Raw genomic sequence first — 12,838 nt, 5'->3', positions numbered from 1 at the left:
GAGCCGCGGTGTCCGCAAAGGTCTCCGCATCCATCGCCGCGCGCCTGCTCGCCTGGTACGACGTCAATGCCCGCTCGCTGCCGTGGCGCAGCCCGCCGGGCAACCCGCCGCCCGACCCGTACCGGGTCTGGCTGTCGGAGGTGATGCTCCAGCAGACGACGGTCGCCGCGGTGCGCCCGCGGTTCGAGGCGTGGGTCGCGCGCTGGCCGACGCTTGCGCGGTTCGCGGCGGCATCGGACGAAGACGTCATGGCGGCGTGGGCGGGGCTTGGCTACTACGCCCGCGCCCGCAACCTGTTGAAATGCGCGCGCGCGGTCGTCGCCGATCATGGCGGGCGTTTCCCCGATACCGAAGCGGCGCTGCGTACGCTGCCGGGCCTGGGCGACTATACCGCCGCCGCGATCGCGGGAATCGCGTTCGGGCGGCGCGCGGTGGTGATCGACGCCAATGTGAAGCGCGTCGTCGCGCGGCTGTTCGCCGACGACGGCGCCAATATCCGCACCCACGCCGATTCGATCACGCCGGACGCGCGCGCCGGCGATTTCGCGCAGGCGATGATGGATCTGGGCTCGGCGATCTGCACGTCGCGCGCGCCAAAATGCCTGCTCTGCCCGCTGCGGGCGGATTGCGCGGGCTTTGCGACCGGCGCGCCCGAGGCGTTTCCCAAGAAAAAGGCGAAGACGGCCAAGCCCACTCGCCACGGCACGATCTTCTGGCTGGCGCGCGGCGACGACGTCCTGCTCGTCCGTCGCCCGGACACAGGCCTGCTCGGCGGGATGCGCGCGCTGCCGACCGGGGCGTGGGGTGACAACGATCCCGCCCTTGCCGATGCCCCCGCCCAGGCCGACTGGCAGTGGCTGGACGGCGCGATCGTCCATGTCTTCACCCACTTCCGCCTGATCTGCCGGCTTGCCGCCGCGCGCGTGGAGGCGCAGGAAGCAGGCGCTGGCGGCGAATGGTGGCCGGTCGAACGGCTTGCCGAGGCAGGCCTGCCGACCCTGTTCGCAAAGGCGGCGGAGAGATTTCGGAAGGGATAGTGATGCGGTCCAAGGCTTTGATTGCGCTGGCACTCGCGGCCGGCAGCGCGTTTGCGGCACATGCTTGGGAAGGACAAGCCAGCCCGCAGCCGATGCCCCAGCCTGCGCAGGCCGCAACCCGCGGCCATCCCGCGATGCAGGCGCTGTTCGACGGATACGTCGCGGACAAGAAGATGCCCGGCATCGTCGGCGCGTTCGGTCGCGGCACATCGCCGACCCTGTTCGTCTCGGCCGGCACGATCTCGCTCGATCCCGGCGCGGCGAAGGCCGGTCCCGACACGCTCTGGCGCGTCTATTCGATGACCAAGCCGATCACCGCGATGGCGGCGATGCTGCTGATCGAGGACGGCAAGCTGAAGCTCGACCAGCCGCTCAGCGACATCTACCCCGAATTCAAGCAGATGCGCGTGCTGACCAGCCCCGACACGTCGCTCGATTCGGTGCCGGCGACGCGCCCGATCACGATCCGGATGCTGCTGACCCACACCGCCGGGCTCAGCTACAACATTTCGGCCAAGGGGCCGCTGCTGAAGGAATATGAGCGCCTGGGGCTCCTGCCTGGCGCGGTCAACGCCGCGGTCGAGGCGCAGGCGAAGCTCGTCCGACCGAAGTCGCTCCAGGAATTCGCCGCCCGCGTCGCGCAGGCGCCGCTGATCGCGCAGCCGGGCACGAAATGGAGCTATTCGATCGGTCTCGACCTGACCGCCGCCGTGGTCGAGAAGGTGGCGCGCATGCCCTTCGAACGCTTCGTCCAGACGCGGCTGTTCGATCCGCTGAAGATGCGATCGAGCTACTGGACAGTCCCGCAGTCGGAGGTCGGGCGCTTTGCCGACAACTACCTGATCGCCGGCACCACGCTGACCCCGCTCGATCCGGCGAAGGCGTCGGCCTGGCTCCAGCCGCCGAGCTTCCCCTACGGCGGCGCCGGCCTCGTGTCGTCGGCGCGCGACTACGACCGGTTCCTGCACATGCTGGTCGATGAGGGCACACTCGACGGCGTCCGCGTCATGAAGCCGGCGACGGTGCGCCTGGCGCTGTCCAACCTGCTCCCGGCGGGCGTGACCTTCCAGGGTGTCGGCGGGTCGACCGGCGGCACGCAGGGGCCGCCGATGGGCTATGGCGCGGGCGGGTCGGTCTATCTCGCCGACGTGCCGGGTGGCGCCAGCAAGGGCACCTATGGCTGGGGCGGGGCGGCCGGCACGATCGCCTGGGTCGATCCGGTGAAGAAGGTCCGCGGCACAGTGATGGTCAACTACTTCCCCGCCGATCGCTGGCCGGTGCGCAGCGACGTGGTGAAGGCGCTCTACGCGGACGCAGCGCCCAAGTGATCGAAACCGGCTTCACCGGCGCCTGGCTCGACCGCGCGGATGCCGTCCGGGGCGACCCGGATGCGCTGGCGGCGGTGCTCGCCGATCCGCGCGCGCGGCTGATGCGGCTGGCGAATGGCGATCCGGCGGTGGACGACCATGGCGCGATCGCCTGGACGTCGATCGCGGAGGTGGAAGGTACGCCGATCTTCCTCGGCTTCGATTCCGAACGGCGGCCCTATTTCGCCGAGACCCGTCCGGGCGACGCCGCGGGGCCGGCGCGATCGGGCCCGCTGATGCGGATGCTCGACACCATGCCGCCGGGCGACGCGGCGATCTTCGGCATGGTCCGCAGCGTCACCGGCTGGCACGCGCGGAACGGCTATTGCGCCAACTGCGGCACCGCGACCGACATCATCCGCGGCGGCTGGGCGCGGGCCTGCCCGTCGTGCGGCGCCGAACATTACCCGCGCGTCGACCCGGTCGTCATCATGCTGGCCGAACACGACGGCCGCGCGCTGGTCGGGCGGCAGGCGGCGTGGCCGGCGGGGCGCTATTCGGCGCTGGCCGGGTTCGTCGAACCGGGCGAATCGCTGGAGGAAGCGGTCGCGCGCGAACTGTTCGAGGAAGCCGGCGTCCGCGTATCGAACGTCCGCTACCTCGCCAGCCAGCCCTGGCCGTTTCCGGGGCAGCTGATGCTGGCCGCGATCGGCACCGCGGACAGCGACGCGTTGACGATCGACGCAAAGGAGATCGAGGACGCATTCTGGGTGACCCGCGACGAGGTACGCGCGGCGCTGGCGGGCGCGGCCGATGCCCGCTTCCTGCCGCCACCGTCCTACGCGATCGCGCGGACGCTGCTGGAAGAGTGGGCGTCAAGTTAAGCCCTCTCTCCTTCAGGGGAGAGGGTTACCTGCTACCCCCGCACCCGCGCCTGCGGGTAGGTCCCTAACACCCGCACCCATTTCGAATGATAGCGCAGTTCGTCCATCGCCCGGTCGACCGCTGCATCTCCCGGCATCCCGACGATGTCCGCGTAGAATTCGGTCGCCGAGAACCGCGCCTCGCGCTGGTAGCTTTCCAGCTTGGTCATGTTGACGCCGTTGGTCGCAAAGCCGCCCAGCGCCTTGAACAGCGCGGCAGGGATGTTCTTCACCTCGAACACGAACGTCGTGATGAACGGCCCCGTCCCCGCCAGCGGCCGCCCGGCGCGCGCCAGCGTCACGAACCGCGTCACGTTATGCGCCGCATCCGACACGTCGGTTTCCAGCACGTTCAGCCCGTACAGTTCCGCCGCCGCCGGCGGAGCGAGTGCGGCAATCGCCGGATCCTTCAGGTCCGCGACCACCGCCGCCGCGCCGGCGGTGTCGGGATAGGCGACCGGCTTGATCCCGGCGTCGCGCAGCCAGTGGCGGCACTGGCCCAGCGCCTGCGGGTGGCTCATCGCCTCGCGCACCGACGCGCGCCCGTCGACCGCCAGCAACGCGTGGCGGATATTCAGGAAATGCTCGCCGGTGATGCTCAGCCCCGATTCCGGCAGCAGGAAATGCATGTCGGCGACGCGGCCGTGCAGCGAATTCTCGATCGGGATGATCGCGCAGTCGGCCGCGCCGGTCTGCACCGCCTCGATCGCGTCGGCGAAGTCGAAGCACGGCAGCGGCAGGCCGTCCGGAAACGCTTCCATCGCCGCGACATGGCTGTTGGCGCCCGGCGCACCCTGGAACGCGACAGCGCGGTTCGGCTCGCTCGCCGCGGCCTTCGTCATCCGTGCGACGATCGGGCGGGCGGGGGGTGCGTAATTGTCCATGTCCTGCGACCGCGTAATCGCCATGCTTGCGATGGGCAATCCTGCGCTTTAAGGGCAGAGGGACTTACAACTCTTTTCCAAACGGGCGGCAATGGACAATCGGAGCAACACCATCGCGGGCTGGGTGCTGGCAGGCTGCGTCTGCGCACTCGGGCTGTCGATCGCGAGCGGCATGGCCTTCCACGGCGGTCGCCCGGAAAAGATGGGCTATCCGATCGAGGGCGTGGAAGAAGGCGGCGGCGGCGGTGCGGCGGCCGAGGCTCCCATCGCCACGCGTCTTGCCACCGCGGACGTCGCCAAGGGCCAGGCGAGCTTTGCCAAGTGCGCGGCGTGCCACACCATCACCCAGGGCGGCGCCAACGGCGTCGGCCCGAACCTGTATGCGACGCTGGGTGAAGCGATCGCGCAAGGGAAGGGCGGCTTCGCCTTCTCCGAAGCGCTGAAGGCCAAGGGCGGTACCTGGGGCTTCGACAACATGGACGCCTGGCTGAAGAGCCCGCGCAAGTTCGCCGACGGCACCAAGATGACCTTTGCGGGGCTCGGCAATGCCGAGGAACGCGCGAACGTGATCGCGTATCTGAACGCTCAAGGCTCCAACCTGCCGCTCCCGGCCGCTCCGGCGGCAGGCGCAGCTCCGGCCGCAGGCGCCCCGGCGGGCGATGCGGCGACGAACAAGGACGGCGCGGCCACGCTCGGCAACACCGCCGACGTCCAGAACGCCGCCACTCCGGCCAGCGGCGCCCCGTCGGTCGACCCGGCAGCGGCGGAACGCGCGCCGAAGTGATGGGCGGCCGTCGGATTTGCGCAAGCAAATCCGCGGACTCGCCACGACGGACAGCGGGGCGGCGCAGCCGTCCCGTCTGACGACGTGGCGGGAGGACTTGGAAGAACCGACACGCCGCGGCACCCCCGCGGCGTTTTTTTTGCCTGAACGCCTGCGGCGTCGGGGGCGTCCGATTCTTCAAGTAAAGTTGGAAATCGCGCGCTACGCTCCGCAGCGAATCGCGCTCTTTGGCATCGTCGGGATTTTGGTTCGCGCCACCGGAGAGGCGCACGAGAAACCACGCCCATAGTGTGACCCTGGTGTGACCTTCGGGGGCCGCCACGCCGTCAGACGGAGCCGGCTGTGCCGGCACCGCTGCCCGACGTGGCGAGTCCGCGGGTTTGCTTGCGCAAACCCGACGGGCGCCCGCGCCTACAACGTCGGGTCGTGGTCCGCGTAATGCTTGCGCACGACCTCCCAGCCGTCCTCCGCCGTCTCGCAATAGGTGAACAGCGACAGGTCCTTTTCGGAAATCACGCCCTCTTCCACCAGCGCGGGGAAGTTGACGACGCGTTCCCAGAAGGCGCGGCCGTACAGCAGGATCGGCATCGGCTTGATCTTGCCGGTCTGGATCAGCGTCAGCAGCTCGAACAATTCGTCGAACGTCCCGAACCCGCCGGGGAAGGCGGCGAGCGCGCGGGCGTGGAGCAGGAAGTGCATCTTCCTGAGCGCGAAATAGTGGAACTGCATCGACAGCGCAGGCGTGACGTACGGGTTCGGCGCCTGTTCGTGCGGCAGGACGATGTTCAGCGCGATCGATTCGGCGCCGACGTCCAGCGCGCCGCGGTTGGCCGCTTCCATGATCGACGGGCCGCCGCCCGAGCAGACGACGAAGTGGCGCATGCCCGATTCGTCCACGGGGAAGTTGCTGACCTTCTGCGCCAGCTCGCGCGCGACGTCGTAATATTTCGACTTCTCGACCAGCTTCTCGGCGATCTTGCGCGCGGGACCGTCTGCGGGCGCGGCGTCGAGCAGCGCTCTGGCCTTTTCGGGCTCGGGGATGCGTGCCGAGCCGTAGAAGACGAAGGTCGAGCCGATCTTGGCTTCCGCCAGGATCAGTTCGGGCTTCAGCAGCTCGAGCTGGAAGCGAACCGGCCGCAGGTCCTCGCGCAGCAGGAAGTCCATGTCCTGGAAGGCGAGCTTGTAGGAAGGATGCGCGGTCTGGGGAGTGGTTACGCCCTGCTTGGCAGTCTCGGCATCCTGTTTCGCGCGCGGAAAGACGCGTTCTGGCACTTTGGTATCTGTCATTTTTTGAGGGACTACGCGCGTTTCGTTACCGGCACAATGCAGCGCCGCCGAGATCGAGGTGCAGATGGTTGTAATGCGCCGCGTTATAGTCGGGCGACAGGACGGTCCGGAACCGGCGGCAGGCCGACTGGCGGATGGTGGCCAGGAACTGCTGCACGTCCGGGTCCGCCGTCCGCCAGTCGCGCTCGATCGTGATGCGGCGTCCATCGGCCAGCACGAAGGCGGCGATATCGACCGCGTTGCCGGTGGCGTGTTCGGAGAGGCGCGCGGTCGCGGTGCCGATGCGGTTGCGGCAGGCAAAGGTCCCGAACGTCTCAACCTTGCGCACCTCGCTGCCCAGGATCTCGCGGCCCGCGGGCACCACGCCGTTGCGGACCCAGGCGGTAAAGGTGCGGGCCAGCGGGCACCCCATCGCCTTCAGGTTGGTCGTCGGCACGCCGTAATCGAGCAACTGCACCGTACCGACGAGCAGGCACCCGCCGCCGAAATCGCGATCCGGGAGCGGCGAGTAGCGGACATCCTCGCGCGTCAGATCGGCGAAACATTGCTGCGTCGCGCGGCTCGGCGGCTGGTTCAGCGTGACCGGCGGCGCACCGGTCGGGCGCGACGGCTGTTCCGGGCGACCGCCTCCGCAAGCGGCCAGCAGCAGGGCGAGGGCAGGCGCGGCATGGCGGAACACAGGCGCGATCATCCCCGCGCCGGGCGGGTTTGTCACGCGGGCTTCGTCGCACGACGCAACCGCCCCGACGCAACCGTATCCGATGTTACGTTTGACAGGCCCTCTCGCAGCGTTAGGGCCGTCGACGGGCCACGCGGTCCCAACGCCGCGCGTGCTCTCTGCAAGGAGAGACTGACATGACTGAACTCCCCCTCGCGCCTGCGGCAAAGCCGGCGCGTCCGTATTTTTCCTCCGGCCCCTGCGCGAAGCCGCCGGGCTGGGCCGCTGAAAACCTCGCCACCGAATCGCTCGGCCGCTCGCACCGGTCCAAGATCGGCAAGGCGCGCTTGCAATATTGCATCGACCTGATGCGCGAGCTGCTGCGCCTGCCCGACACGCACCGCATCGGTATCGTTCCGGGCAGCGACACCGGCGCGTTCGAAATGGCGATGTGGACGATGCTGGGCGCGCGGCCCGTCACGACGCTGGCGTGGGAAAGCTTCGGTGAAGGCTGGGTCACCGATGCGGTCAAGCAGCTGAAGCTCGATCCGACCGTCCTGCGCGCCGATTACGGCCAGCTGCCGGACCTGGCCGCGGTCGACTGGGCGACCGACGTGCTTTTCACCTGGAACGGCACCACCAGCGGCGTGCGCGTGCCGAACGGCGACTGGATCGCCGACGACCGCGAAGGCCTCTCGTTCGCCGACGCGACCAGCGCGGTTTTCGCCTACGACCTGCCGTGGGACAAGATCGATGTCGCGACCTTCAGCTGGCAGAAGGTGCTGGGCGGCGAAGGCGGCCACGGTGTCCTGATCCTTGGCCCGCGCGCGGTCGAGCGGCTGGAGAGCTACACCCCCGCCTGGCCGCTTCCGAAGGTCTTCCGCCTCGTCTCCAAGGGCAAGCTGGCCGAAGGCGTGTTCAAGGGCGAGACGATCAACACGCCGTCGATGCTGGCGGTCGAGGACTGTATCGCCAGCCTGGAATGGGCGAAGTCGCTGGGCGAGGGCGGGCTGATCGCGCGCTCGGACGCGAACGCGGCAGCGCTCGACCGGATCGTCGCCGAACGCGACTGGCTCGGCCACCTGGCGCAAGACGCGGCTTCGCGGTCGAAGACCAGCGTGTGCCTGACCGTCGCCGGTGCCGACGAGGCGTTCATCAAGACGATGGCCGGTGCGCTCGAAAAGGCCGGTGCGGCCTATGACGTCGCCGGCTATCGCGACGCGCCGCCGGGTTTGCGAATCTGGTGCGGCGCGACCGTCGACACCGCCGATATCGTGGCGCTCGGCCCATGGCTCGACTGGGCCTACGAAGTCGCGAAGGCCGGCTGACCCCACCCCTGCCGTTCGCCCTGAGCTTGTCGAAGGGCCGTACTTCTTCTCAACCGTTCAAAGAAGGGCAGGGCTTCGACAAGCTCAGCCCGAACGGTTTCTTTAGGACGCCGAACTCATGCCCAAAGTCCTCATCAGCGACAAAATGGACCCCAAAGCCGCGCAGATCTTCCGGGAGCGCGGGCTGGAGGTCGACGAGATCACCGGCAAGACGCCCGAGGAGCTGATCGCCATCATCGGCGACTATGACGGCCTCGCCATCCGCAGCTCGACCAAGGTGACGAAGGCGATCCTCGACGCCGCGCCCAATCTGAGGGTCGTCGGCCGCGCCGGCATCGGTGTCGACAACGTCGATATCCCCGCCGCCTCGGCGAAGGGCGTGGTCGTGATGAACACACCGTTCGGCAACTCGATCACCACTGCCGAACACGCGATCGCGCTGATGTTCGCGCTTGCCCGCCAGTTGCCCGAAGCCAACGCGCAGACGCAGGCGGGGACATGGCCGAAGAACGGCTTCATGGGCGTCGAAGTCACAGGCAAGACGCTGGGCCTGATCGGTGCGGGCAACATCGGCTCGATCGTCGCCGACCGCGCGCTGGGCCTCAGGATGAAGGTCATCGCCTTCGATCCGTTCCTGTCGCCCGAACGCGCCGTCGAACTGGGCGTCGAGAAGGTCGAGCTCGACCAGCTGCTCGCGCGCGCCGACTTCATCACGCTGCACACGCCGCTGACCGACCAGACCCGCAACATCCTGTCGGCCGAAAACCTCGCCAAGACCAAGAAGGGCGTGCGCATCATCAACTGCGCGCGCGGCGGGCTGATCGACGAAGCTGCGCTCAAAGCTCTGCTTGATTCGGGCCATATCGCCGGCGCAGCGCTCGACGTGTTCGTGACCGAACCGGCCAAGGAACACGCGCTGTTCGGCACGCCGAACTTCGTGGCGACGCCGCATCTGGGCGCCTCGACCAGCGAAGCGCAGGTCAACGTCGCGATCCAGGTCGCCGAGCAGATGGCCGACTTCCTGATGACCGGCGGCGTCACCAACGCCCTCAACTCGCCGTCGATCTCGGCCGAGGAAGCGCCGCGGGTGAAGCCGTACATGGCACTCGCTGAAAAGCTCGGCTCGTTGGTGGGCCAGCTCTCGACCGGCGCGACCCCGCGCATCTCGATCCACAGCGAGGGCGCCGCGGCCGAGGTCAACCAGAAGCCAATCGTCTCGGCCGTGCTCGCCGGGTTCCTGCGCACGCAGACCGACACGGTGAACATGGTCAACGCACCCTTCCTGGCGAAGGAACGCGGCATCGAAGTACGCGAGGTCCGCACCGAGCGCGAAGGCGATTACCACACGCTGCTGCGCGTGTCGGTGAAGACCGATGCGGGCGAACGCTCGGTCGCCGGCACCCTGTTCGGCAACCGCGCACCCCGCCTGGTCGAGCTGTTCGGCATCAAGGTCGAGGCCGATCTGGCCGGCCATATGCTCTACGTGGTGAACGAGGACGCGCCGGGCTTCATCGGCCGCCTGGGCTCGCTGCTCGGCGAATCGGGCGTCAACATCGGCACCTTCCACCTCGGCCGTCGCGAGGCGGGTGGCGAAGCGATCCTGCTGCTAAGCGTCGATGACGCGGTGACGCCGGACCTGCTGGCCAAGGTGAAGGCGCTGGGCGGCGTGAAGACCGCGATGGCGCTGTCGTTCTGACCCACACACCGTTCGTGCTGAGCCTGTCGAAGCACCGTTCTTTTAGCCGCAAGCGACGCGCACGCGGATCGAAGAACGGCCCTTCGACAAGCTCAGGGCGAACGGATATGGGGCGCGGCATGTCCTTTTTCGCTCTCAAGCTCGCATGACCGGCCTCCTTCCCGAAGGGTTCGACGATCGCCTGCCGCCGCTCGCCGATATCGCCGCGCGGATCGAGCGCGGCGTGCTCGATGTGGCGCGCGGCTATGGCTATGAGCAGGTCGATCCGCCGCTCGCCGAGTTCGAGGATGAGCTCTCCGCCCGCCTGAAGGCCGGTGGTGCGCACGGCGCGGTGCGGTTCGTCGATCCTGTCTCGCAGCGCAACCTGGCGATCCGGCCGGATATCACCGCGCAGGTCGGGCGGATCGCGGCGACGCGCATGGGCCACCACCCGCGCCCGCTCAGGCTCTCCTACGTCGGCCCGGTGCTGAAACTGCGCGGCAGCGACCTGAACCCCGCGCGCGCGATGCGCCAGTTGGGGATCGAGCTGATCGGCCTCGATTCGGTGGCCGCGGCGCGCGAAGTCGTGTCGGTGGCGGTCGAGGCGCTGGCCGAGGCCGGGATCACCGGCGTGTCGGTCGACTTCACCCTGCCCGACCTCGTCCCGACGCTGGCCGAAAACTGGCCGGACGCGCGGCTGACCGAGCTGCGCGATGCGCTGGACGCCAAGGACGCCGGCCGCGTCGCCGCGATCGATGCGAGGTATCTGCCGCTGATCGAGGCCGCCGGGCCGTTCGATGCCGCGATCGCTCGCCTCCGCGCGCACGACACCGGCGGCGCGCTCGCCGGGCGGATCGACGGGCTGGAGCGGATCGTGGCGGCGCTGCCGGCCGGCACGCAGCTGACGCTCGACCCGACCGAACGCCACGGCTTCGAATATCAGAGCTGGTTCGGCTTCTCGATCTTCGCGGCCGGCGCGCTGCGCGAGATCGGGCGTGGCGGCTCCTATGTCATCCTCCACGCCGATGGGCACGAGGAACCGGCGGTCGGCATGTCGCTGTTCCTCGACCCCGTACTCGGGAGTCTCGCCCGCACGCCCGAACGGCGGCGACTGTTCCTCCCCGTCGGCACCGATCCGCAAGAGGGCGCGAAGCTGCGTCGCGACGGCTGGGTGACGGTAGCCGCGCTGGAGGCGATCGATACGCCGGAGGCGCAGCTATGCACCCACGTCTGGCTGGGCGGTCGCGCCGAACTCGCCGGGAGTTGATCTGGAGCAGCGAGTCCGCGCTCGCTCCGACGGAACCCGAATCGACGCCCGGCAATTGAATCGACCTCGCAACGACACGGGGACGGTTCGATGGCCGCACGCGCCTATTGGCAGGGACAGATCCGGCTCGCGCTCGTGTCGATCCCGGTCGAGATCTATTCGGCGACCAAATCGGGCGCGCAGATCGCGTTCCATCAGGTCCACGAACCCAGCGGCAAGCGGGTAAAGTACGAGAAGGTCGTCCCCGGCCTGGGCGCGGTCGATACCGACGAGATCGTGAAGGGCTTCGCGCTGTCGAAGGACGAATATGTCCTGCTCGACCAAGACGAGATCGACGCGGTGAAGCTTGAATCGAAGAAGACGCTGGAGCTGACCCAGTTCGTCGACGCCGACGAGATCGACGTGCTCTATTACGAACGCCCGTATTTCGTCGTGCCGGCCGACGACCTGGCCGAGGAGGCGTTCATCGTGCTGCGCGAGGCGCTGCGCAAGGCGCGCAAGGTGGGGCTGGGCCAGCTCGCCATGCGCGGCCGCGAATATGTCGTCAGCCTGAAGCCGTGCGGGCGCGGCATGGTGCTCGAAACGCTGCGCTACGCCGACGAGGTCAACAAGGCGCAGGGCTATTTCCGCGACATCCCCGACGACAAGCCTGATGCCGATCTGCTCGACCTGGCGTCGTCGCTGATCGAGAAGAAGACCGCGAAGTTCGATCCTGCGGGCTTCCACGACCGCTATGTTGATGCACTGAAGGATCTGATCGAGCGCAAGAAGAAAGCCAAGGGTCGCAAGATCATCGAGGACAAGGACGGCGGCGCGCGACCGTCGGGCGGCAATGTCGTCGACCTGATGGCGGCGCTGAAGAAGTCGCTGGAAGGGAAGGGAACCGCGGCTCCTGCTAAGAAAGCGCCCGCGCGCAAGGCTGCGACCAAGAAGGCACCGGCGAAGCGCACCCCGGCGAAAAAGCGTGCCTGATCCCGCCCGTGCTCCCGCGCAGGCGGGAGCCCAGAGCCACGGGCGTCGCGCTCGCCGCCCTAGGCTCCCGCCTTCGCGGGAGCACCGGTGATGGGTACAAACCCGCTCGAAACCTACAACGCCAAGCGGAACTTCGCGAAGACCGCCGAGCCTGCGGGCGAGATCGCACCGGGCACCGGCCACCGCTTCATGGTCCAGAAGCACGACGCGACGCGGCTGCACTGGGACTTCCGGCTGGAGATCGACGGTGTGCTCAAAAGCTGGGCGGTGACGCGCGGGCCGAGCCTCGATCCGGCGGAAAAGCGCTTGGCCGTGCGGACCGAGGATCATCCGCTGTCCTATGCCGATTTCGAGGGGACGATTCCGCAAGGCGAATATGGCGGCGGCACCGTCATGCTGTGGGACGACGGATTGTGGGCGCCGATCGCGGGCAAGAGCGCAAAGGATCTCGACAAGGGCCACTTGCACTTCGTCCTGCAGGGGACACGGATGCGCGGCGAATGGCTGCTCATCCGCCTGAAACCGCGGGGCAAGGAACGCCGAGAGAACTGGCTGCTCCGCAAGATCGACGATGCCGATGCCGGCGGCGCGGACGAACTGGTCGAGGCCGGGCTGACCAGCGTGAAGACCGGCCGGACGATGCAGGAGATCGCCGAGGGCAAAAAGACCATGGAGCTGAAGACCTGGCCACCCCATAAATTCCTCCCCGGCACGGG

Annotated in this window: 12 protein-coding genes; 9 read left to right on the top strand and 3 right to left on the bottom strand. The window is 68.4% G+C overall.

Features of this window, described 5'->3' with window-relative positions:
- The first annotated feature begins 8 nt into the window (after positions 1 to 8).
- Genes ASE86_RS01015 through nudC form a run of 3 tightly spaced genes read left to right on the top strand, consistent with a single transcriptional unit; the run spans position 9 to position 3,228 of the window.
- Positions 9 to 1,037 carry an A/G-specific adenine glycosylase gene (locus tag ASE86_RS01015; RefSeq protein WP_235523948.1) on the top strand — a complete coding sequence of 343 codons (1,029 nt, stop codon included), beginning with the start codon at positions 9 to 11 and terminating at the stop codon, positions 1,035 to 1,037.
- Between the two features lie 2 nt (positions 1,038 to 1,039).
- Entirely contained in the window at positions 1,040 to 2,365 is a 1,326-nt protein-coding gene (locus ASE86_RS01010) for a serine hydrolase domain-containing protein (protein WP_056421669.1), read from the top strand.
- On the top strand, positions 2,362 to 3,228 hold the full coding sequence (gene nudC / locus ASE86_RS01005; RefSeq protein ID WP_056421668.1) for an NAD(+) diphosphatase: 867 nt from the start codon (positions 2,362 to 2,364) through the stop codon (positions 3,226 to 3,228). The genes ASE86_RS01010 and nudC overlap by 4 nt, the downstream gene beginning before the upstream one ends.
- A 32-nt stretch (positions 3,229 to 3,260) precedes the next feature.
- Here nudC and ASE86_RS01000 read toward each other — a convergent pair whose 3' ends face one another.
- A complete protein-coding gene (locus ASE86_RS01000) occupies positions 3,261 to 4,151 on the bottom strand; it encodes a prephenate dehydratase (protein WP_056426377.1) in 891 nt (296 codons plus the stop codon).
- Between the two features lie 91 nt (positions 4,152 to 4,242).
- Between ASE86_RS01000 and ASE86_RS00995 the strand changes: the two genes are divergently transcribed.
- Positions 4,243 to 4,935 (top strand): c-type cytochrome, encoded by a 693-nt coding sequence (locus ASE86_RS00995; protein WP_056421667.1) that lies wholly within the window; start codon positions 4,243 to 4,245, stop codon positions 4,933 to 4,935.
- Positions 4,936 to 5,346: 411 nt separating this feature from the next.
- Here ASE86_RS00995 and ASE86_RS00990 read toward each other — a convergent pair whose 3' ends face one another.
- Positions 5,347 to 6,222 (bottom strand): LOG family protein, encoded by an 876-nt coding sequence (locus tag ASE86_RS00990; protein WP_056421666.1) that lies wholly within the window; start codon positions 6,220 to 6,222, stop codon positions 5,347 to 5,349.
- Between the two features lie 25 nt (positions 6,223 to 6,247).
- Complete coding sequence (locus ASE86_RS00985) at positions 6,248 to 6,913, bottom strand: extensin family protein (RefSeq protein WP_056426374.1); 666 nt, start codon at positions 6,911 to 6,913, stop codon at positions 6,248 to 6,250.
- Positions 6,914 to 7,077: 164 nt separating this feature from the next.
- Here ASE86_RS00985 and ASE86_RS00980 point away from each other — a divergent pair, with 164 nt between their 5' ends.
- From ASE86_RS00980 to ASE86_RS15570, 5 genes are all read left to right on the top strand, one after another.
- Positions 7,078 to 8,208, top strand: a complete 1,131-nt coding sequence (locus tag ASE86_RS00980) for a phosphoserine transaminase (protein ID WP_056421665.1) — start codon at positions 7,078 to 7,080, stop codon at positions 8,206 to 8,208.
- A gap of 118 nt (positions 8,209 to 8,326) precedes the next feature.
- Positions 8,327 to 9,904, top strand: coding sequence for a phosphoglycerate dehydrogenase (gene serA, locus ASE86_RS00975; RefSeq protein ID WP_056421664.1), 1,578 nt, complete (start codon positions 8,327 to 8,329; stop codon positions 9,902 to 9,904).
- Between the two features lie 145 nt (positions 9,905 to 10,049).
- The gene (locus ASE86_RS00970; protein ID WP_056421663.1) at positions 10,050 to 11,150 is read left to right on the top strand and encodes an ATP phosphoribosyltransferase regulatory subunit; all 1,101 of its coding nucleotides are present in this window, start codon (positions 10,050 to 10,052) and stop codon (positions 11,148 to 11,150) included.
- Positions 11,151 to 11,240: 90 nt separating this feature from the next.
- A complete protein-coding gene (locus tag ASE86_RS00965; RefSeq protein ID WP_056421662.1) occupies positions 11,241 to 12,122 on the top strand; it encodes a Ku protein in 882 nt (293 codons plus the stop codon).
- Positions 12,123 to 12,212: 90 nt separating this feature from the next.
- The coding region (locus ASE86_RS15570; protein ID WP_321162976.1) for a DNA polymerase ligase N-terminal domain-containing protein at positions 12,213 to 12,838 on the top strand (626 nt) is incomplete at its 3' end.

Origin of the sequence: Sphingomonas sp. Leaf33, assembly GCF_001421785.1 — a bacterium.
GTDB lineage: Bacteria > Pseudomonadota > Alphaproteobacteria > Sphingomonadales > Sphingomonadaceae > Sphingomonas.
The sequence above is the reverse complement of the archived record's forward strand: the minus strand, read 5'-3'. Positions and strand labels throughout refer to the sequence as shown.

Bases quoted from the DNA above. Each gene is read 5' to 3' on its own strand.
- ASE86_RS00995 (WP_056421667.1), top strand. From the start codon at position 4,243: ATGGACAATCGGAGCAACACCATCGCGGGCTGGGTGCTGGCAGGCTGC.
- ASE86_RS00965 (WP_056421662.1), top strand. From the start codon at position 11,241: ATGGCCGCACGCGCCTATTGGCAGGGACAGATCCGGCTCGCGCTCGTG.
- ASE86_RS01000 (WP_056426377.1), bottom strand. From the start codon at position 4,151: ATGGACAATTACGCACCCCCCGCCCGCCCGATCGTCGCACGGATGACG.
- ASE86_RS00990 (WP_056421666.1), bottom strand. From the start codon at position 6,222: ATGACAGATACCAAAGTGCCAGAACGCGTCTTTCCGCGCGCGAAACAG.
- serA (WP_056421664.1), top strand. From the start codon at position 8,327: ATGCCCAAAGTCCTCATCAGCGACAAAATGGACCCCAAAGCCGCGCAG.
- ASE86_RS00985 (WP_056426374.1), bottom strand. From the start codon at position 6,913: ATGATCGCGCCTGTGTTCCGCCATGCCGCGCCTGCCCTCGCCCTGCTG.
- ASE86_RS00970 (WP_056421663.1), top strand. From the start codon at position 10,050: ATGACCGGCCTCCTTCCCGAAGGGTTCGACGATCGCCTGCCGCCGCTC.
- ASE86_RS00980 (WP_056421665.1), top strand. From the start codon at position 7,078: ATGACTGAACTCCCCCTCGCGCCTGCGGCAAAGCCGGCGCGTCCGTAT.
- ASE86_RS01010 (WP_056421669.1), top strand. From the start codon at position 1,040: ATGCGGTCCAAGGCTTTGATTGCGCTGGCACTCGCGGCCGGCAGCGCG.